We start from the raw sequence: 21,559 nt of genomic DNA on the forward strand, positions 1-21,559 counted from the left end.
ATGGCAAAAGGTAAATTCGAGCGCACTAAGCCTCATGTGAACATCGGCACGATTGGTCACGTCGACCATGGCAAGACGTCGCTGACGGCGGCGATCACCAAGTATTTTGGCGAATACAAGCGCTACGACCAGATCGATGCGGCACCGGAAGAAAAGGCCCGCGGCATCACCATTTCGACGGCGCATGTCGAATACGAGACGGCCAACCGCCACTATGCCCATGTCGACTGTCCCGGTCACGCCGACTATGTGAAGAACATGATCACCGGTGCCGCGCAGATGGACGGCGCCATCCTGGTGGTGTCGGCCGCCGACGGCCCGATGCCGCAGACCCGCGAGCACATCCTGCTGGCCCGCCAGGTCGGCGTGCCGTCGATCGTGGTGTTTTTGAACAAGGTCGACCAGGTCGACGACGCCGAGCTTTTGGAGCTGGTCGAGCTCGAGGTGCGTGAGCTGTTGACCAAGAACGAGTTCCCCGGCGACGACATTCCGATCGTCAAGGGTTCGGCGCTTGCGGCTCTGGAAGATGGCGACAAGAAGATCGGCGAGGACGCGATCCGCGAGCTGATGGCGCAGGTCGACGCCTACATCCCGACGCCGGTGCGTCCGCTGGACAAGCCGTTCCTGATGCCGATCGAGGACGTGTTCTCGATCTCGGGCCGCGGCACGGTGGTGACCGGCCGCGTCGAGCGTGGCGTGGTCAAGGTCGGCGAGGAGCTGGAGATCGTCGGCATCCGCCCGACGACCAAGACGACCTGCACGGGTGTGGAGATGTTCCGCAAGCTGCTCGACCAGGGCCAGGCCGGCGACAACATCGGCGCGCTGCTGCGCGGCGTCGACCGTGAAGGCGTGGAGCGCGGCCAGGTGCTGGCCAAGCCGGGCACGGTCAAGCCGCACAAGAAGTTCGTGGCCGAAGCCTACATCCTGACCAAGGACGAGGGTGGCCGTCACACGCCGTTCTTCACCAACTACCGTCCGCAGTTCTACTTCCGCACCACCGACGTGACCGGTATCGTGTCGCTGCCGGCGGGCACCGAGATGGTGATGCCGGGCGACAACATCACCGTCGATGTCGAGCTGATCGTGCCGATCGCCATGGAAGAGAAGCTGCGCTTCGCCATCCGTGAAGGCGGCCGCACCGTCGGTGCCGGCATCGTCGTCACCATCAAAGAGTAATCGCGCCGGCGCTAGCCGGTCAGGATCGAATGCGAAAGGGCAGTCCTCGGGCTGCCCTTTTTGCATGTGCGCCTTTTCTTCATGTGTCGGACGCAAAGATTATCCGGGTCGTTGCTTCGAAGGCTGTTGCAAGCATCCCCGCCGCAACTAGTATAGGTTGCATCGAGGGGGCTTTTTCAAATGGCCGCATGGCGCCGTTTGCATGGTCAGGCATGGTGGCCGCTGGTGCTGGTCTGCCTGGTGTCGTCCCTTGTCATGGGCGGTGCCGCGCTCGCGGTGGAAGCAAAAAAATTCAAATCGGATCTTGGTCCGACGATGCGGTTTGTCATCGTCCGCAGCAATGCACCGGGCTGCGAGCCCACTTGCCCGGAATGGATATCGGCCGAAGGTACGATAGAGGCCGGAACGCCCGTGCTATTCAAGAGCACGCTGAAAGCGCTTGGCGGTCGAGAACTGCCTGTTGTCGTGGATTCTCCCGGCGGCAACGTCGATGCGGCGCTGATGCTCGGCCGGCTGATCCGCCAGAACAAGCTCGATATAGCGGTCGGCAAAACCTGGTTTGTCGGTTGTCAGCCAGATGTGGAGGACTGCAGGGAAAAAGACGGGAAGGACGCCCGTTATTTCGGCAATCCCTACGCCGGCGGCGCCATCTGCAATTCCGCCTGTCCGCTGATGTTTGCCGGCGGCATCCGGCGTGTGGTCGGGCAGTGGGCCTATCTCGGCGTCCATCAGATCACCACCACCTATATCCGGACGAAATTGCAGTACCGGACCACCTACCGCGTGGTAAGAGGCAAGAAGAAGATCCTCAACACGAAAATCATCAGCCGAAAGAATGCCGGCAGCTACAAGACCTACGAGATGAGCAAGGCGGTGGAGAAACGGCTGGCGGCCTATCTGAAGGAAATGGGCGTCGACCAGGGCGTGCTCGAAACGATGAAGGACACGCCGGCCAGCGACATTCGCCAGCTGGCCCCGGAAGACATGCTTCAGATGAAGCTCGTTACCAGCCTGGATGCCGTCGAGCTGCTGACTGCGGCAACCATATGCAAAGCAGATCCGCAGCCCGCGAATTGCAGGGAAATTCCGGTCCAGGCACAGAGAGCCACGACGCCTGTCAATGTCGCGACGGCAAGCGCCGAGGCTGTCACCGCCGCAGCGGTCGAGCCCATGCAGCGCGACGATAGCGGAGACATGCGCTGACGACCGGGCTTGAATCGGCCGACGAACTGACGGGTGCCACCATCTGCCGCGTGGTATCGGCGTCCAAAGCGCAGGCCAACACGCTTCCAAGTCGTAGGCACCGGAGCCGACCCAGACTGGCAATCGAGGCAGCAAGACTGGCCATCGAGGTAGGTTGAGCGACGCCCGATGTTTCCGCTATCGTCCACGGCCGCTGACAGCAAGGCTGGAGGATCGAGAATGAGCCAGGACGTCCCGACATTGTTCGAATGGGCTGGCGGAACCGAGGCACTGAGCCGCCTGACCCAGACTTTCTATGACAAGGTGGCTCAGGATCCGGTTGTGGGGCCGGTGTTCAAGAACATGTCGTCGGACCATCCCGCCCATGTCGCGGCCTTCATCGGCGAGGTCTTCGGCGGACCGAAGACCTATAGCGAACAGCATGGCGGCCACCGCGAGATGGTGATGCACCATCTGGGCAAGCACCTGACGGAGGAACAGCGCCGGCGCTGGATCAATCTTCTCGCCGATGCCGCCGACGCGGTCGGGCTGCCGGACGATCCCGAATTCCGCTCGGCCTTCATGGCCTACATCGAATGGGGATCGCGGCTGGCCAAGATGAATTCCAACCTCGGCGAGACCTGCGACCCTGAGACGGAACCGATGCCGGCCTGGGGCTGGGGCGTGCCCGGCGGACCGTACAAGCCGCCGGTGAGGGACTGAGGACAGCGGTGGTCATTGCCTATCCGGGCCTATCCGGATTTTTGGCGAAGGATATGAATGGACCTCAGACCACTCTTTACAGAGCGCGCGGAAGCTTTTAGGAAGCGCCTGCTGCGCCGATTTGCGCACATACGGGCATAGCTCAGTTGGTAGAGCGGCGGTCTCCAAAACCGCAGGTCGTAGGTTCGAGCCCTGCTGCCCGTGCCATTCTCAGAATGGTCAATCCGAACCAAGCACCGCAGCCAAGATCGTGCCGATTTTTCGGGGCCTTGCGTTGGTTTTTCTCGGCGCGGCCTTTGAAAAAAGGCAGGAGACTTGCCATATAGCGTTGGTTGAGGCATAAGAGCCCCTATAGCCGGGACGGGACGACTGGATGGTTCCGAGGCGGTGTTTGGCCATAAAGCGGACACTTGCCACTTGCGTGGATCAAGAATCGGTTTTATGTAGACGAAACAGACACGCGACGCGTGGAGCTGGGAAGCCGGCTTTACGCGTCCGATTTGCATGGGCGGAATGATTGCGCTGATTCAGCGCAGGCAAGCGCTCAGGCGGCACGTCCCGGTCAGCGGGATCATCCAGGAGATCCGGCCAACGGATCTCGAAGACAGGCGGCACATGGCTTCGAAAACCACAAATCCTTTCACCTTTCTCCAGCAGGTTCGCGCGGAGACTGCCAAGGTAACTTGGCCGTCGCGGCGCGAAACGATGATCTCGACGGTGATGGTGCTTGTGTTCGCGGTCATCGCGATGATCTTTTTCTTCACCGCGGATATAGCCATGGGCTTTGCGGTCGAGAAAATTCTGGGCCTTGGACAGTAAGTCCGGCGATTACGGAGAAGTCGTGAAATGACTGCGCGGTGGTACATCGTCCACGCCTATTCGAACTTTGAAAAAAAGGTCGCCGAGGACATCGAGAACAAGGCCAAGCAGAAGGGCCTGTCCGGCGACATCGAGCAGATCGTGGTGCCGACCGAGAAGGTCGTCGAGATACGCCGCGGCCGCAAGGTCGATGCCGAGCGCAAGTTCTTTCCGGGCTATGTGCTGTTGAAGGCCAACTTGACCGATGCGGTGTTCTCGCTGGTGAAGAACACGCCGAAGGTCACCGGCTTCCTGGGTGACTCGAAGCCGGTGCCGATCACGGAAACCGAGGCCCAGCGCATCCTGAACCAGGTTCAGGAAGGTGTCGAGCGGCCGAAGCCGTCGGTCACTTTCGAGATCGGTGAGGCGATCCGCGTTTCGGACGGTCCGTTCGCGTCGTTCAACGGTTTCGTCCAGGAAGTGGACGAGGAGCGGGCGCGGCTTAAGGTGGAAGTTTCGATCTTCGGGCGCGCGGTGCCTGTCGATCTGGAATTCGGACAAGTCGAAAAGGGCTGATCCGAAATCCCTGCGCCGGTCGGTTGCAGGGGAGGCGGTGCGGAAATCGCGCGGCCTGAAAAACGGGTGGGAGGCGAATGTGGCTTTAGCCGGCCGCAGGAACCGCACCACCAGACTGCAACCGCCGGCATGGCCGGCATGAGAAAAGGCAGGAAAAGAGATGGCTAAAAAAGTTGCGGGCCAGCTCAAGCTCCAGGTTTCCGCGGGCTCGGCTACGCCGTCGCCCCCGATCGGCCCGGCGCTTGGTCAGCGCGGCATCAACATCATGGAGTTCTGCAAGGCGTTCAACGCGCAGACCCAGGAAATGGAAAAGGGATCGCCGATTCCGGTCGTCATCACCTATTACCAGGACAAGTCGTTCACCTTCGTCATGAAGACGCCGCCGGTGAGCTACTTCCTGAAGAAGGCGGCGAACCTGAAGTCGGGCTCGAAGGAGCCGGGCAAGGTCAAGGCTGGCACGATCGGCCGCGACAAGGTGCGCGCCATCGCCGAGCAGAAGATGAAGGATCTGAACGCAAACGATGTCGAGGCGGCCATGCGCATGGTCGAGGGCTCCGCCCGCTCGATGGGTCTGGAAGTGGTGGGCTGAGATCATGGCAAAGATTGCAAAGCGTGTATCGAAGACCCGCGAAGGCCTCGACCCCAACAAGGCTTACGGCCTGGGTGAGGCGCTGAAGTTGCTCAAGGATCGTTCCTCGGTGAAGTTCGACGAGACCATCGAAGTGGCGATGAACCTTGGCGTCGACCCGCGCCATGCCGACCAGATGGTCCGCGGCGTGGTCAACCTGCCGAACGGCACCGGCCGCAGTGTCCGTGTCGCCGTCTTCGCGCGCGGCGACAAGGCAGAGGAAGCCAAGGCTGCCGGCGCCGATGTCGTCGGTGCCGAGGATCTGGTCGAGATCGTCCAGAAGGGCACGATCGACTTCGATCGCTGCATCGCCACGCCGGACATGATGCCGCTGGTCGGCCGTCTCGGCAAGGTGCTGGGCCCGCGCGGCATGATGCCGAACCCGAAGGTCGGCACCGTCACCACCGATGTCGCCGCCGCCGTCAAGGCATCGAAGGGCGGCGCGGTCGAGTTCCGCGTCGAGAAGGCCGGAATCGTCCAGGCTGGCGTCGGCAAGGTCTCGTTCGACGTCACGGCGCTGGAAGAGAACGTCCGCGCCTTCACTGACGCGGTGAACAGGGCGAAGCCGGCTGGTGCCAAGGGCAACTACGTCAAGAAGGTGTCGATCACCTCGACGATGGGCCCGGGCCTCAAGCTCGACGTCTCGACGCTTGCAGCGTCCTGATACGAACTGACTTGATCTGCCGCTAAACGGCTGATCCGCAAAAGAATTCCGGGCCTTCGACTTGTTGGCGGCCCGGTACCGGAAGTCGAAAGGCTTCCGGACATCCTGTCCGAGATTGCAGGCGGCCCTCAAGCCTAATTGAAGGGGCCTTAATTCATGTGGGCCTGCATGAGACGGGTGAAGACCGGACAAAGGAGCGACAGCTCCAATGAAAGGTTCGAACCGTGTTTGCCTTTTGTCTGCGCATCCGCCGGTTAGTCCGTCGGGTGTGGCGAAAGGGGGCAGGATCCTCGAGCGTCGTTCGGGAGATCCGTTACTGGATGGCCCGGCCGGCAAAAGGCAACCCGACGCCTGTCCTCGTGAATGGGGCAGGGGTCAACTGGAGATAGGCAGTGGACAGAGCGGAAAAACGCGAACTCGTCACGGGCCTGAATGATGCGTTTACGAACGCTGGTTCAGTCGTCGTGGCCCACTACGCCGGTATCACCGTCGCGCAAATGAACGACCTTCGGTCGAAAATGCGCGCCGCCGGTGGCACCGTCAAAGTCGCGAAGAACCGTCTCGCCAAAATCGCTCTTCAGGGCACGGACTCCGCATCGATCATCGACCTGTTCAAGGGACAGACGCTGATCGCTTATTCGGAGGATCCGATTGCGGCGCCGAAGGTCGCGTCCGATTTCGCCAAGGGAAATGACAGGCTCGTCATTCTCGGCGGCGCAATGGGCACCACCTCGCTCAATGCCGACGGTGTGAAGGCACTCGCCACACTTCCGTCGCTCGATGAGCTGCGCGCCAGGCTGGTTGGCATGATCGCCACGCCGGCAACCCGGATCGCCCAGATCGTCAATGCGCCTGCGGCTTCGGTCGCGCGCGTCATCGGCGCCTACGCCCGGAAGGACGAGGCGGCATGAGGCCGTTCCTCGCTATCACAAACACACGTTCGAACCTTACGAAGGAATATTGCAATGGCTGATCTGGCAAAGATCGTAGACGACCTTTCGAAGCTGACCGTCCTCGAGGCGGCCGAGCTGTCGAAGCTTCTGGAAGAAAAGTGGGGCGTTTCGGCTGCTGCTCCGGTGGCGGTTGCCGCTGCCGGCGGTGCTGCGGCTGCTGCTGCTCCGGTCGAGGAAAAGACGGAATTCGACGTCGTCCTCACCGAGGCAGGCGCTCAGAAGATCAACGTCATCAAGGAAGTCCGCGCGATCACCGGTCTTGGCCTCAAGGAAGCCAAGGACCTGGTCGAGGCGGCTCCGAAGCCGGTCAAGGAAGGCGTTTCCAAGGCCGACGCGGACAAGTTCAAGGCCCAGCTGGAAGCAGCCGGCGCCAAGGTCGATCTGAAGTAAGCGTTACAGTTCGGCGGGCGGCTTCGTGCCGTCCGCCATCCCCCTGGTATCGGGGGAGCCCAGCGTAACCGGGCAAGTCCACGAAAACCTCTTTCCTGAGGGCCGAAATCGGCCTTCAGGAAACGGGTTTTCTCCCGTTTCAGCCGGCCGCCAACAGGCGGCTGGGGAACAGATAAGAGGGCCGCCGCCGAGGCGGCCGTGAATGCAAGGCGAGCCGCGGCGAGGCTCGCCCCGAGAATCGAGCTAAGGAGCGACGATGGCCCAGACACAGACTTTCAATGGCCGCAGACGCGTACGCAAGTTCTTCGGAAAGATCCCGGAAGTTGCGGAGATGCCGAACCTGATCGAGGTTCAGAAGGCATCCTATGATCAGTTCCTGATGGTGGACGAGCCCAAGGGCGGGCGTCCGGACGAGGGACTGCAGGCTGTTTTCAAGTCGGTCTTTCCGATCTCAGATTTTTCCGGCTCATCGATGCTGGAATTCGTGAAGTACGAGTTCGAAGGACCGAAATTCGACGTTGACGAATGCCGTCAGCGCGACCTGACCTATGCCGCGCCACTGAAGGTGACGCTGCGCCTCATCGTGTTCGATATCGACGAGGATACCGGTGCGAAGTCGATCAAGGACATCAAGGAGCAGGACGTCTACATGGGCGACATGCCGCTCATGACCTCGAACGGCACCTTCATCGTCAATGGCACCGAGCGCGTCATCGTCTCGCAGATGCACCGTTCGCCGGGCGTCTTCTTCGACCATGACAAGGGCAAGTCGCACTCGTCCGGCAAGCTGCTGTTTGCCGCGCGCGTCATTCCCTATCGCGGCTCGTGGCTCGACATCGAGTTCGACTCCAAGGACGTCGTGCATGCCCGCATCGACCGCCGCCGCAAGATTCCGGTGACGTCGCTGCTGATGGCGCTCGGCATGGACGGCGAGGAGATCCTGTCGACCTTCTACAACAAGATCAGCTACAAGCGCGCCGGCGACCATTGGCGCATTCCATTCAACGTCGAGCGTTTCCGCGGCCTCAAGGCTGTCGGCGATCTGGTCGATGCCGACACCGGCGAGATCGTCGTCGAGGCCGGCAAGAAGATCACTGCCCGCCAGGCTCGCCAGCTCGGCGAAAAGGGTCTCAAGGCGATCAAGGCGACCGACGAGGACCTGCTCGGCAACTATCTTGCCGAGGACATCGTCAACTATGGAACCGGCGAGATTTTCCTCGAAGCCGGCGACGAGATCGACGAAAAGACGCTGAAAGTGCTTCTCGGTACGGGTGAGGACGAGATCAAGGTTCTCGACATCGACCACGTCAATGTCGGCGCCTACATCCGCAACACGCTCAACGTCGACAAGAACGAGAGCCGCCAGGACGCGCTGTTCGACATCTACCGCGTCATGCGCCCGGGCGAGCCGCCGACGCTCGAGACCGCAGAAGCCATGTTCAACTCGCTGTTCTTTGACAGCGAGCGCTATGACCTATCGGCTGTCGGCCGCGTCAAGATGAACATGCGCCTCGAGCTGAAGGCCGAGGACACCGTGCGCGTGCTGCGCAAGGAAGACATCCTGGCCGTGGTCAAGACGCTGGTCGAACTGCGCGACGGCAAGGGCGAGATCGACGACATCGACAATCTCGGCAACCGCCGCGTGCGCTCGGTCGGCGAGCTGATGGAGAACCAGTACCGCGTCGGCCTCTTGCGCATGGAGCGTGCGATCAAGGAACGCATGTCCTCGATCGAGATCGACACGGTGATGCCACAGGACCTGATCAACGCCAAGCCGGCGGCCGCCGCCGTGCGCGAGTTCTTCGGTTCCTCCCAGCTGTCGCAGTTCATGGACCAGACCAACCCGCTGTCGGAGATCACCCACAAGCGCCGGCTCTCGGCGCTTGGACCTGGTGGTCTGACCCGCGAGCGCGCTGGCTTCGAGGTGCGCGACGTGCACCCGACGCATTACGGCCGCATCTGCCCGATCGAGACGCCGGAAGGCCCGAACATCGGTCTGATCAACTCGCTGGCCACCTTCGCGCGCGTCAACAAGTACGGCTTCATCGAGAGCCCGTACCGCAAGATCGTCAACGGCAAGCTGACCAATGAGGTCGTCTACCTGTCGGCGATGGAAGAGGCCAAGCACCACGTCGCGCAGGCCAACGCCGAGCTCGACGAGAACGGTGGTTTCGTCGACGAGTTCGTCATTTGCCGCAACGCCGGCGAAGTGATGATGGCGCCGCGCGAAAACGTCGACCTGATGGACGTGTCGCCGAAGCAGATGGTGTCGGTGGCGGCGGCGCTGATCCCATTCCTCGAGAACGACGACGCCAACCGCGCTCTGATGGGCTCGAACATGCAGCGTCAGGCCGTGCCGCTGGTGCGCGCCGAAGCGCCGTTCGTCGGCACCGGCATGGAGCCGATCGTCGCCCGTGACTCGGGTGCGGCAATCGGCGCCCGCCGTGGCGGCGTCGTCGACCAGGTGGACGCCACGCGTATCGTCATCCGCGCCACCGAAGATCTCGATCCCGGCAAGTCCGGCGTCGACATCTACCGGCTGATGAAGTTCCAGCGTTCGAACCAGAACACCTGCATCAACCAGCGTCCGCTGGTGCGCATGGGTGACCGGGTCAACAAGGGCGACATCATCGCCGACGGTCCGTCGACCGAGCTTGGCGATCTGGCGCTTGGCCGTAACGTGCTGGTCGCGTTCATGCCGTGGAACGGCTACAACTACGAGGACTCGATCCTCTTGTCCGAGCGCATTGTCGCCGACGACGTCTTCACCTCGATCCACATCGAGGAGTTCGAGGTCATGGCCCGCGACACCAAGCTCGGGCCGGAGGAAATAACGCGCGACATTCCGAACGTCTCGGAAGAAGCGCTGAAGAACCTCGACGAGGCCGGTATCGTCTATATCGGTGCGGAAGTGCAGCCGGGCGATATCCTGGTCGGCAAGATCACGCCGAAGGGCGAAAGCCCGATGACGCCGGAAGAAAAGCTTCTGCGTGCCATCTTCGGTGAAAAGGCGTCGGACGTGCGTGACACGTCCATGCGCATGCCTCCGGGAACCTTCGGCACCGTCGTCGAAGTGCGCGTCTTCAATCGCCACGGCGTGGAGAAGGACGAGCGCGCCATGGCGATCGAGCGCGAGGAGATTGAACGCCTCGCCAAGGACCGCGACGACGAGCAGGCCATCCTCGACCGCAACGTCTATTCGCGCCTTTCCGACGTTCTCGTCGGCAAGGAAGCGATTGCCGGACCGAAGGGCTTCAAGAAGGGCTCGAAGCTGTCGAAGGACATGCTCGACGAGTATCCGCGTTCGCAGTGGTGGCAGTTTGCGGTGGAGAACGAAAAGCTCCAGAGCGAACTGGAAGCCCTGCGTGGCCAGTACGACGATTCCAAGAAGGCGCTCGAGCAGCGCTTCATGGACAAGGTCGAGAAGGTGCAGCGCGGTGACGAGATGCCTCCCGGCGTCATGAAGATGGTCAAGGTCTTCGTGGCCGTGAAGCGCAAGATGCAGCCCGGCGACAAGATGGCCGGCCGGCACGGCAACAAGGGTGTCGTGTCGCGGATCGTTCCAGTCGAGGACATGCCGTTCCTCGAGGACGGCACGCATGCCGACATCGTGCTCAACCCGCTGGGTGTGCCGAGCCGCATGAATGTCGGCCAGATCCTGGAGACGCATCTGGGCTGGGCTTGCGCCGGCATGGGCAGGAAGATCGGCGAGCTGATCGATGCGTACAAGGCGGGCGGCGACATCAAGCCGCTGCGCAAGACGCTCGAGAGCTTCATTCCGGCCAACGACCGCAACGAGCAGGTCCGCGACTATGATGACGACAGCATCGTTCGCCTCGGCGAGCAGATGCGCCGCGGCGTCTCCATCGCGACACCTGTGTTCGACGGCGCCCACGAAGCCGACATCAACGTCATGCTGGAGCAGGCGGGTCTGCACACCAGCGGTCAGTCGCAGCTCTATGACGGGCGCACGGGCGAGCCGTTCGATCGCAAAGTGACGATGGGCTACATATATATGCTGAAGCTCCATCATCTCGTGGACGACAAGATCCACGCGCGTTCGATCGGACCGTACTCACTCGTTACCCAGCAGCCGCTGGGCGGCAAGGCGCAGTTCGGTGGCCAGCGCTTCGGCGAGATGGAGGTCTGGGCGCTCGAAGCGTACGGCGCCGCCTACACGCTGCAGGAGATGCTGACGGTTAAATCGGACGACGTCGCCGGACGCACCAAGGTCTACGAGGCGATCGTCAGAGGCGACGACACGTTCGAGGCCGGCATCCCCGAGAGCTTCAACGTTCTCGTCAAGGAAATGCGGTCTCTCGGCCTCAATGTCGAGTTGGAGAACACCAAGCTCGACGAAGCCCCTGTCCGGCTGCCCGACGCAGCCGAGTAGGCAATACGCTCGGTCGCGGGAAAGGGTTCCTGCGACCGAGCGCCGAGCATGATCCCGAAAAGTGGCTACCGGCCAAGATCATGCTCAAACAAGAAAGTTTCTTCGGCCGATGGCCGATCAAGTCGGCGGGCGTCTGGCCCGCGCTAGATACAAGGGGTTTTCGAGGACCCCGAAAAGGAGAACGGCATGAACCAAGAGGTCATGAATCTCTTCAATCCACAGGCGCCGGCGCAGGTGTTCGATTCCATCCGGATTTCGCTCGCCAGCCCTGAGAAGATTCTGTCCTGGTCGTTCGGCGAGATCAAGAAGCCGGAGACCATCAACTACCGCACCTTCAAGCCGGAGCGCGACGGTCTGTTCTGCGCGCGCATCTTCGGCCCGATCAAGGACTATGAGTGCCTGTGCGGCAAATACAAGCGCATGAAGTACAAGGGCGTCATCTGCGAGAAGTGCGGCGTCGAAGTCACGCTGTCGCGGGTCCGCCGCGAGCGCATGGGCCATATCGAACTGGCCGCGCCCGTCGCCCATATCTGGTTCCTGAAGTCGCTGCCGTCGCGCATCGGCACGCTGCTCGACATGACGCTGAAGGACATCGAGCGCGTTCTCTACTTCGAGAACTACATCGTGACCGAGCCCGGCCTCACCGCGCTGAAGGAGCACCAGCTCCTCAGTGAGGAAGAGTACATGATGGCTGTCGACGAGTATGGCGAGGACAGCTTCACCGCCATGATCGGCGCCGAGGCCATCCACGACCTTCTGGCCGGCATGGATCTCGAGAAGATCGCCGGCGACCTGCGTTCGGAGCTGGCTTCGACCACTTCCGAGCTCAAGCAGAAGAAGTACCTGAAGCGGCTCAAGGTCGTCGAGAACTTCATGGAGTCCGGCAACCGTCCGGAATGGATGATCATGAAGGTGGTTCCGGTGATCCCGCCGGACCTGCGCCCGCTCGTCCCGCTGGACGGCGGCCGCTTCGCCACGTCCGATCTCAATGATCTCTATCGCCGCGTCATCAACCGCAACAACCGCCTGAAGCGGCTGATCGAGCTGCGTGCGCCTGGCATCATCGTGCGCAATGAAAAGCGCATGCTGCAGGAAGCCGTCGACGCATTGTTCGACAACGGCCGCCGCGGCCGCGTCATCACCGGCGCCAACAAGCGTCCGCTGAAGTCGCTGTCCGACATGCTCAAGGGCAAGCAGGGCCGGTTCCGCCAGAACCTGCTTGGCAAGCGCGTCGACTATTCGGGCCGCTCGGTTATCGTCACCGGTCCGGAGCTCAAGCTGCACCAATGCGGCCTGCCGAAGAAGATGGCGCTCGAACTGTTCAAGCCCTTCATCTACGCCCGCCTCGACGCCAAGGGGTTCTCCTCGACCGTCAAGCAAGCCAAGAAGCTGGTCGAGAAGGAGCGTCCGGAAGTCTGGGATATCCTCGACGAGGTCATCCGCGAGCATCCAGTGCTGCTGAACCGCGCGCCGACGCTGCACCGCCTCGGCATCCAGGCGTTCGAGCCGATCCTGATCGAAGGCAAGGCGATCCAGCTGCATCCGCTGGTCTGCACGGCCTTCAACGCCGACTTCGACGGCGACCAGATGGCCGTTCACGTGCCGCTGTCGCTGGAAGCGCAGCTTGAAGCCCGCGTGCTGATGATGTCGACCAACAACATCCTGCACCCGGCCTCCGGCGCGCCGATCATCGTGCCGTCGCAGGACATGGTTCTCGGTCTCTACTATCTCTCGATCGTCAACCAGAACGAGCCAGGCGAAGGCATGGTGTTTGCCGACATGGGCGAACTCCAGCATGCGCTGGAGACCAAGGCGGTGACGCTGCACGCCAAGATCAAGGGTCGCTTCCGCACGGTCGACGCCGACGGCAAGGTCGTGTCGAAGATCTACGACACCACGCCTGGCCGCATGATCATCGGCGAACTTCTGCCGAAAAACGTCAACGTGCCTTACGACATCGCCAACCAGGAGATGACCAAGAAGAACATCTCCAAGATGATCGACACCGTCTACCGGCATTGCGGTCAGAAGGAGACGGTCATTTTCTGCGACCGTATCATGGCCCTCGGCTTCAGCCACGCCTGCCGCGCCGGCATTTCGTTCGGCAAGGACGACATGCTGATCCCGGATGCCAAGATCAAGCTGGTCTCCGAGACCGAGGCTTTGGCCAAGGAATACGAGCAGCAGTACAATGACGGCCTGATCACGCAGGGCGAGAAGTACAACAAGGTCGTCGACGCCTGGGCCAAGTGCTCGGAAAAGGTCGCCGACGAGATGATGGCCCGCATCAAGGCGGTCGAGTTCGAGGACAACGGCCGTCAAAAGCCGATGAACTCGATCTACATGATGTCGCATTCGGGTGCGCGCGGTTCGCCCACCCAGATGCGCCAGCTTGCCGGTATGCGCGGCCTGATGGCCAAGCCGTCCGGTGAGATCATCGAGACACCGATCATCTCGAACTTCAAGGAAGGCCTCACCGTGCTCGAGTACTTCAACTCGACCCACGGCGCCCGCAAGGGCTTGGCCGACACCGCCTTGAAGACGGCGAACTCGGGCTACCTCACCCGTCGTCTGGTCGACGTGGCGCAGGACTGCATCGTCAACTCGGTCGACTGCGGCACCGACAAGGGCCTCACCATGCAGCCGATCGTCGATGCCGGTCAGGTCGTCGCTTCGGTTGGCCAGCGCGTTCTCGGCCGCACGTCGCTCGACGACATCACCCATCCGGTGTCGGGCGAGGTTTTGGTCAAGGCCGGAACGCTGATGGACGAGCGCGATGTGGAGCTGATCGAAAAGGCCGGCGTGCAGTCGGTCCGCATCCGCTCGGCGCTGACCTGCGAGGTCAGGACCGGCGTCTGCGCGGTCTGTTACGGACGCGATCTGGCCCGCGGCACCCCTGTCAACCAGGGCGAGGCTGTCGGCGTCATCGCGGCGCAGTCGATCGGCGAGCCGGGTACCCAGCTCACCATGCGTACCTTCCACATGGGTGGAACGGCGCAGGTGGTGGACAGCTCGTTCCTTGAAGCCTCGTATGAGGGCAAGGTCGAGATCCGCAACCGCAACGTGGTGCGCAACTCCGACGGCCAGCAGATGGTCATGGGCCGCAACATGGCGGTGCTGATCCTCGACGAAGCCGGCAAGGAACGCGCCACGCACCGCGTCACCTATGGTTCGCGCATCTTCGTGGACGATGGCGACAAGGTGAAGCGCGGCCAGCGTATCGCCGAGTGGGATCCTTATACCCGCCCGATCCTCACCGAAATCGAGGGCAGGGTTGCGTTCGAGGATCTGGTCGACGGCATTTCCGTCCAGGAAACGGCCGACGAATCGACTGGCATCACCAAGCGCGAGGTCATCGACTGGCGTTCGACGCCACGCGGCAACGACCTCAAGCCGGCGATCGTCGTCCAGGACGCCAAGGGCAAAGTCGGCAAGCTGTCGAAGGGCGGCGACGCCCGCTTCCTGCTCTCGGTCGAGGCCATTCTCTCGGTCGAGCCGGGTGCTCATGTTCGCCCCGGCGACGTGCTGGCGCGTATCCCGATGGAAAGCGCCAAGACCAAGGACATCACCGGCGGTCTGCCGCGTGTTGCCGAGCTGTTCGAGGCACGCCGTCCGAAGGATCACGCCATCATCGCAGAGATCGACGGCACGGTCCGCTTCGGCCGCGACTACAAGAACAAGCGTCGCATCATCATCGAGCCGCATGACTCGACGCTTGAGCCGGTCGAATACCTGATCCCGAAGGGCAAGCCGTTCCATCTCCAGGACGGCGACGTCATCGAGAAGGGCGACTACATCCTCGACGGCAATCCGGCGCCGCACGACATCCTGGCGATCAAGGGCGTGGAGGCGCTTGCCTCCTACCTTGTCAACGAGATCCAGGAGGTCTACCGCCTGCAGGGCGTGTCGATCAACGACAAGCACATCGAGGTGATCGTTCGCCAGATGCTGCAGAAGGTCGAGATCACCACGCAGGGCGACTCGACCTACATTCCGGGCGACCACGTCGACGTGATCGAGCTGGAAGAGGTCAACGAGCGGCTGATCGAGGACGGCAAGAAGCCGGCCGAAGGCCAGCCGGTGCTGCTCGGCATCACCAAGGCCTCGCTGCAGACGCCGTCCTTCATCTCGGCCGCCTCCTTCCAGGAGACGACCCGGGTGCTGACGGAAGCAGCGGTTGCTGGCAAGACCGACATGCTGCAGGGGCTGAAGGAAAACGTCATCGTCGGCCGGCTGATCCCGGCCGGCACTGGCGGCACGATGAGCCAAATCCGGCGCATCGCCACCTCGCGCGACGAGTTGATCATCGACGAGCGCCGCAAGGCGTCGGGCGCCGAGGCCGCTGGCCCGATGCTGACCGACATGGTCAACGCCGCGCAGTAAGGCGGCATGCAAGAAAGAATAAGGAAAGGGGCCCAAGTGGCCCCTTTTCGCGTTTTGGCTTCCTGCATTTGAAACGGAGAGGAAAGGCGATGAGTAAGAGGATATGGACGGCAGTAGACGACTACATTGTTGGCTCCCTGTTCGAGGCAGACCCCGTCCTTGATGCCGTTCTAGCGGCCAACCACGATCAGGGCCTGCCGCCGATCGACGTCTCGCCGGCGCAAGGCAAGCTGCTCTCACTTCTGGTGCGTATTCAGGGAGCGAGAAATGTTCTCGAAATCGGCACGCTGGGCGGGTACTCGACGATCTGGATGGCGCGCGGGCTGCCTTCGGATGGCAGGATCGTGACACTTGAACTCGATCCTCACCATGCCAGGGTCGCGCGGTCAAACTTCGAGCGGGCAGGGGTGTCGGAACGGGTGGAACTGCGGGTGGGAATGGCGCTTCAATCGCTGGCCGCGCTGAGTGCTGAGAATGCCGGGCCGTTCGATCTCATCTTCATCGACGCCGACAAGCCCAACAACCCGAACTACCTGTCCTGGACCATGCGCCTCTCGCGACCGGGAACCGTCGTCGTCTGCGACAACGTTATCCGTGACGGCGCCGTGCTGAATGAGGATGGCCACGACGCCTATGTCGAAGGGGCACGCGCAGCATTCTCGTTCATCGGCGGCGACAAGCGGTTGGATGGCACCGCCATCCAGACTGTCGGCGCCAAGGGCTATGACGGGTTCGCCATTGCGATCGTCAATTGAACTTGCGCGGTGAGCGGTCGGACGTGCAATCCGGTCGACGCCCGCAGTCTCAGTCGAAAAACGCTTCCACCACATTGCGCTTGCCGAGCATGAAGGCGTCGGCGACGTGTTGGAGGGGAGCGAGATCGACATCGGAAACGCCGGCGCGCACGATCTCGGCGAAGCGTTTATAGAGCATCGGGTATTCGGCTTCCGGCTCTTTATGAACGACGCGGCCATCGATGGCGAGCTTCGAGCCGCCGCCCGATAGCACCATCGAGCCCTTGTCCGTCTCGGCCACGATGTCCCAGCTTTGCGGGCCGGTCTGACGCCAGTCCAGTTCCATCATCACCGGCAATCCGTTCGAGGTGCGGAAGGCGACATGCGCGGCGATCGGGGCGGCGCGGTTTTCGGGAAAATCGAGGATCGCCGAGGTGATGAACATCGCCGGCAGGATGTGGGTGGCAATCGACAGCGCATTGATGCCGGGATCGAAGACGCCGAAGCCGCCCGGAGCCCAGATCCATTCCTGGTTCGGGTGCCAGCGGCGCACGTCTTCCTTCCAGTCGATGGCGGCGGAGCTGATCCGGGTCGAGCCGAGAAAGGCGCGCGCGGCCTCGACCGCCGGCGCATAGCGCGAGTGCCAGCTGGCGAACAGCGAGACGCCTTGTCGCTCCGCCAGCTTTTTCAGGTCCTCGACCTCGCTGACCGTGGCACCGGGCGGCTTTTCCAGGAAGACATGCTTTTTCGCCGCCAGCGCCATCCGCGCGGCATCGTAGCGGTATTGCGGCGGCATGCAGAGCGACACGGCCTCAATCTCGGGCACGGCGTCGAGCATCGCCTCGATGGTCGGGAAATTAGGGATGCCGTCCACCTTGCCGTGCCGGCTGGCGGCGGCGGCGAGGCGGTAGTCCTGGTCCTTCGCCAGAGCCGGAAGATGCTGATCGCGGACAATCTTTCCCACGCCGACGATGCCGAGCTTGATGGGACCGCTATTCAGGGACATGGGAGACTCCGCAAGTTTTGGAAACGCGCTTGGTTTTAGCCGAGACTGGTTCTTAGCAGAGAACCGATGCCGGGCAAGCCGCACGGGACCGACGCCACGGCCGGGGCCACGGCACCCGACAGCCTTCCGGTCAGGCCGGCACGTCGAAGGTGACGATCGAGACTTCGCCTTCGACCGCGCCCTGATAGGCGGACAGATGCGGCTCTTCGTCGGGCACGCCGTCCATGTCGCCGATCTGGTCGAGCTCGGCCTCGGCATAGCCTTCGGCGGCGAGCGATTCGAGCGCGCGGCGTACCGCCGAATCGTCGTCGGGCGCGACCAGCATCACGTGGACGCCTTCCGGTTTGCCGCCCTTCCTCTTCCACACCCGGCCGGTGATGATGGTGACCGGGCGCTCCTCATTGTCGTTCACGGGTAGAGTCCTCCGGGCGAGGGGATTTGCACTGTTCATGCCGCCTTTTCGCATGAAGCAGGCCCGCGCAACAGCCAAAAGCCGGTCACTTTCTTCCTTCCACTTGCAAAACGGCGAAAGAAAATTACATGCGCTTTTCGCATGGCTGCCAAGCCTCGGTTACGGCGCAATATTTGGCGCTCCGGGGTTGACGGGCAGCAGGCTTGCGAGTAGAAGCCGCCCAGTCAGAACCGATGTGAGGCTCTCACTTCCGAAGCGACACGCTTTGGAGTTTGCCTCAAACAGGGTTCGTTTTACGAGCGAAAAGACATTTCCGGCGTGCACGAAGCGGTTTCCGCTTCCTCTGCCATTTGTTCGGGCAAGACCGCGAGGCGCGGTTTGTGGCCCGAATTTGCGTATGGAAATGACGCTTTGAGCGGCCCTGACCGGGCAAGACACGGAATTGAGAGACAAGAGGGTTTAATGCCTACCGTCAACCAGCTGATCCGCAAGCCGCGCATTGCGCCGGTGAAGCGCAACAAGGTCCCGGCCATGCAGCAGAACCCGCAGAAGCGGGGTGTCTGCACGCGCGTCTATACAACAACGCCGAAGAAGCCGAACTCTGCGCTGCGCAAGGTGGCCAAGATCCGTCTGACCAATGGTTTTGAGGTGATCGGTTACATCCCCGGCGAAGGCCACAACCTTCAGGAACACTCCGTGGTCATGATCCGCGGCGGTCGCGTCAAGGATCTTCCGGGCGTCCGCTACCATATCATCCGCGGCGTGCTCGACACGCAGGGTGTGAAGAACCGCAAGCAGCGCCGTTCGAAATACGGCGCCAAGCGTCCGAAGTGACCGAAGCGTAGCGAAGGTCATCCCGGACGCAGCGAAGCGACGATCCGGGATCCAGGCCACCACGCAGAATTGAGGCAGAGAAAAAATGTCCCGTCGTCACAGTGCAGAAAAGCGTGAGATCAATCCGGACCCGAAGTTCGGCGATCTGATCGTCACCAAGTTCATGAACGCCGTCATGTATGACGGCAAGAAGTCGGTTGCTGAGACCATTGTCTACGGCGCGCTCGACCAGGTCCAGTCCAAGACCAAGCAGGAGCCGGTCACCGTCTTCCACCAGGCGCTCGACAATGTCGCGCCGCATGTGGAAGTGCGGTCGCGCCGCGTCGGCGGCGCCACCTATCAGGTTCCGGTCGACGTGCGTCCCGAGCGCCGTCAGGCGCTGGCCATCCGCTGGCTGATCGCTGCCGCCCGCAACCGCAACGAGACCACCATGGTCGACCGCCTCTCCGGTGAGCTGATGGACGCGGCCAACAACCGCGGCACTGCCGTCAAGAAGCGTGAAGACACCCACAAGATGGCAGAAGCCAACCGCGCCTTCGCGCACTACCGCTGGTAAAGCGCGAACGAGACTGAGAGGCACCTCCCATGGCCCGCGAATATAAAATCGAAGATTACCGCAATTTCGGTATCATGGCTCATATCGACGCCGGTAAGACGACGACCACCGAGCGTGTCCTTTACTACACGGGCAAGTCGCACAAGATCGGCGAAGTCCATGACGGCGCTGCCACCATGGACTGGATGGAGCAGGAGCAGGAACGCGGCATCACCATCACGTCGGCTGCGACCACGACCTTCTGGAAGGGCCGTGACGGCAAGATGCGTCGCTTCAACATCATCGACACGCCCGGCCACGTCGACTTCACCATCGAGGTCGAGCGTTCGCTGCGCGTGCTCGACGGCGCCATTGCGCTGCTCGACGCCAATGCCGGCGTGGAGCCGCAGACGGAAACCGTCTGGCGCCAGGCCGACAAGTATCGCGTGCCGCGCATGATCTTCTGCAACAAGATGGACAAGATCGGCGCTGACTTCTACCGCTCGGTCGAAATGATCGGCTCGCGCCTTGGTGCGCAGGCTGTCGTCATGCAGCTGCCGATCGGCGCCGAGACCGAGTTCAAGGGCGTCGTCGACCTCGTCGAGATGAACGCGCTGGTCTGGCGCGACGAGACGCTGGGCGCTGCCTGGGATGTCGTCGAGATCCCGGCCGACCTCAAGGCTCGTGCCGAAGAATACCGCGAGAAGATGATCGAGGCCGCTGTCGAAATGGATGAGACAGCGCTCGAAAACTACCTCGAAGGCAAGATGCCTGATAACGATGAGATTCGCTCGCTGATCCGCAAGGGCACCATCGCGGTGAAATTCTACCCGATGTTCTGCGGCTCGGCCTTCAAGAACAAGGGCGTGCAGCCGCTGCTCGACGCCGTCGTCGAATATCTGCCGTCGCCGGCCGACGTTCCCGCCATCAAGGGCGTCGACGCCAAGACCGACGCCGAGATCGAGCGTCACGCCGATGACAACGAGCCGCTGTCGATGCTCGCCTTCAAGATCATGAACGACCCGTTCGTCGGTTCGCTTACCTTTGCCCGCATCTATTCGGGCAAGCTCAGCAAGGGCGTCTCGGTCGACAACACGGTGAAGGGCAAGAAGGAACGCATCGGCCGCATGCTGCAGATGCATGCGAATTCGCGCGCCGACGTCGAAGAGGCTTACGCTGGCGACATCGTCGCCTTGGCCGGCCTCAAGGATACCACCACCGGCGACACGCTCTGTGACCCGCTGCATCCGGTTATCCTCGAGCGCATGGAATTCCCCGATCCGGTCATCCAGATCGCCATCGAGCCCAAAACCAAGAACGACCAGGAGAAGATGGGCCTCGCCCTTCATCGCCTGGCCGCCGAGGATCCGTCCTTCCGCGTCAAGACCGACGAGGAAAGCGGCCAGACAATCATTTCCGGCATGGGTGAACTGCACCTCGACATCATCGTCGACCGCATGCGCCGCGAGTTCAAGGTCGAGGCCAATGTCGGCGCGCCGCAGGTGGCCTATCGCGAGACAATCACCCGCAAGCACGAGCAGGACTACACGCACAAGAAGCAGACCGGCGGTACCGGTCAGTTCGCCCGCGTCAAGCTCCTGTTCGAGCCGAATCCGGAAAGCAGCGAATTCCTGTTCGAGTCCAAGATCGTCGGCGGCGCCGTGCCGAAGGAATACATCCCAGGTGTCGAAAAGGGCATCAACAGCGTCATGACGTCCGGCCCGTTCGCCGGCTTCCCGATGATCGGCGTCAAGGCGACGCTGATCGATGGCGCCTACCACGATGTCGACTCCTCGGTGCTCGCCTTCGAAATCGCCGGTCGTGCCTGCTTCCGTGAAGCGGCGCCCAAGCTTGGCGTGCAGCTGCTCGAGCCGATCATGAAGGTCGAAGTGGTGACGCCGGAAGATTACGTCGGCAGCGTCATCGGCGACCTCAATGGCCGTCGCGGCCAGATCCAGGGCCAGGAGGCCCGCGGTGTGGCGGTGGTTATCAACGCGATGGTGCCGCTCGCCAACATGTTCAAGTACGTCGACAACCTGCGCTCGATGAGCCAAGGCCGTGCGGCTTACACGATGCAGTTCGACCATTACGAGCCGGTGCCGACCGCGGTCGCCCAGGAAGTCCAGAAGAAATACGCGTAACTCGAACGGGTTGCAGCGATAACTTAATTCA

At 62.1% G+C, this 21,559-nt stretch carries 16 protein-coding genes, 1 tRNA gene and 1 pseudogene; 16 read left to right on the forward strand and 2 right to left on the reverse strand.

Annotated features, from left to right (window positions below):
* From tuf to EN859_RS00215, 13 genes and pseudogenes are all read left to right on the forward strand, one after another.
* A partial coding sequence (tuf, locus tag EN859_RS00155) for an elongation factor Tu (RefSeq protein WP_127851844.1) occupies positions 1-1,176 on the forward strand: 1,176 nt, incomplete at its 5' end.
* A 180-nt stretch (positions 1,177-1,356) separates the two neighbouring features.
* A pseudogene (locus EN859_RS00160) lies at positions 1,357-2,265 on the forward strand (hypothetical protein); the annotation flags it as partial.
* Between the two features lie 333 nt (positions 2,266-2,598).
* Positions 2,599-3,081, forward strand: a complete 483-nt coding sequence (locus EN859_RS00165; protein ID WP_127851845.1) for a group II truncated hemoglobin — start codon at positions 2,599-2,601, stop codon at positions 3,079-3,081.
* A 131-nt stretch (positions 3,082-3,212) separates the two neighbouring features.
* Positions 3,213-3,288 (forward strand) — tRNA-Trp (locus EN859_RS00170).
* A 408-nt stretch (positions 3,289-3,696) separates the two neighbouring features.
* Positions 3,697-3,900, forward strand: a complete 204-nt coding sequence (gene secE, locus EN859_RS00175) for a preprotein translocase subunit SecE (RefSeq protein WP_127852287.1) — start codon at positions 3,697-3,699, stop codon at positions 3,898-3,900.
* Positions 3,901-3,927: 27 nt separating this feature from the next.
* Complete coding sequence (gene nusG / locus EN859_RS00180; protein WP_126054423.1) at positions 3,928-4,455, forward strand: transcription termination/antitermination protein NusG; 528 nt, start codon at positions 3,928-3,930, stop codon at positions 4,453-4,455.
* 160 nt (positions 4,456-4,615) lie between these two features.
* Positions 4,616-5,044, forward strand: a complete 429-nt coding sequence (gene rplK, locus EN859_RS00185; RefSeq protein WP_127851846.1) for a 50S ribosomal protein L11 — start codon at positions 4,616-4,618, stop codon at positions 5,042-5,044.
* Positions 5,045-5,048: 4 nt separating this feature from the next.
* On the forward strand, positions 5,049-5,747 hold the full coding sequence (gene rplA, locus EN859_RS00190; RefSeq protein WP_127851847.1) for a 50S ribosomal protein L1: 699 nt from the start codon (positions 5,049-5,051) through the stop codon (positions 5,745-5,747).
* 392 nt (positions 5,748-6,139) lie between these two features.
* Complete coding sequence (gene rplJ, locus EN859_RS00195; protein WP_127851848.1) at positions 6,140-6,658, forward strand: 50S ribosomal protein L10; 519 nt, start codon at positions 6,140-6,142, stop codon at positions 6,656-6,658.
* A gap of 54 nt (positions 6,659-6,712) precedes the next feature.
* Positions 6,713-7,090: a 50S ribosomal protein L7/L12 gene (rplL, locus tag EN859_RS00200; RefSeq protein ID WP_015317993.1), complete on the forward strand. Its 378-nt coding sequence runs from the start codon at positions 6,713-6,715 to the stop codon at positions 7,088-7,090.
* 256 nt (positions 7,091-7,346) lie between these two features.
* Positions 7,347-11,483, forward strand: a complete 4,137-nt coding sequence (gene rpoB, locus EN859_RS00205; protein WP_127851849.1) for a DNA-directed RNA polymerase subunit beta — start codon at positions 7,347-7,349, stop codon at positions 11,481-11,483.
* Between the two features lie 186 nt (positions 11,484-11,669).
* Entirely contained in the window at positions 11,670-15,866 is a 4,197-nt protein-coding gene (rpoC, locus tag EN859_RS00210) for a DNA-directed RNA polymerase subunit beta' (protein ID WP_127851850.1), read from the forward strand.
* Between the two features lie 89 nt (positions 15,867-15,955).
* Positions 15,956-16,621, forward strand: coding sequence for an O-methyltransferase (locus tag EN859_RS00215; RefSeq protein ID WP_127851851.1), 666 nt, complete (start codon positions 15,956-15,958; stop codon positions 16,619-16,621).
* 49 nt (positions 16,622-16,670) lie between these two features.
* Here EN859_RS00215 and EN859_RS00220 read toward each other — a convergent pair whose 3' ends face one another.
* Both EN859_RS00220 and EN859_RS00225 read right to left on the reverse strand, forming a co-directional pair.
* Complete coding sequence (locus tag EN859_RS00220) at positions 16,671-17,606, reverse strand: Gfo/Idh/MocA family oxidoreductase (RefSeq protein ID WP_127851852.1); 936 nt, start codon at positions 17,604-17,606, stop codon at positions 16,671-16,673.
* 130 nt (positions 17,607-17,736) lie between these two features.
* Positions 17,737-18,018 (reverse strand): transcriptional regulator, encoded by a 282-nt coding sequence (locus EN859_RS00225; protein ID WP_127851853.1) that lies wholly within the window; start codon positions 18,016-18,018, stop codon positions 17,737-17,739.
* Between the two features lie 462 nt (positions 18,019-18,480).
* Between EN859_RS00225 and rpsL the strand changes: the two genes are divergently transcribed.
* From rpsL to fusA, 3 genes are all read left to right on the forward strand, one after another.
* A complete protein-coding gene (gene rpsL / locus EN859_RS00230; RefSeq protein ID WP_006333356.1) occupies positions 18,481-18,852 on the forward strand; it encodes a 30S ribosomal protein S12 in 372 nt (123 codons plus the stop codon).
* Positions 18,853-18,937: 85 nt separating this feature from the next.
* Positions 18,938-19,408 (forward strand): 30S ribosomal protein S7, encoded by a 471-nt coding sequence (gene rpsG, locus EN859_RS00235; RefSeq protein ID WP_008875664.1) that lies wholly within the window; start codon positions 18,938-18,940, stop codon positions 19,406-19,408.
* Positions 19,409-19,437: 29 nt separating this feature from the next.
* Positions 19,438-21,528, forward strand: a complete 2,091-nt coding sequence (gene fusA / locus EN859_RS00240; RefSeq protein WP_127851854.1) for an elongation factor G — start codon at positions 19,438-19,440, stop codon at positions 21,526-21,528.
* The last annotated feature ends 31 nt before the right edge of the window (positions 21,529-21,559 follow it).

The organism is Mesorhizobium sp. M00.F.Ca.ET.216.01.1.1 (genome assembly GCF_004010325.2).
Taxonomy (GTDB): domain Bacteria; phylum Pseudomonadota; class Alphaproteobacteria; order Rhizobiales; family Rhizobiaceae; genus Mesorhizobium.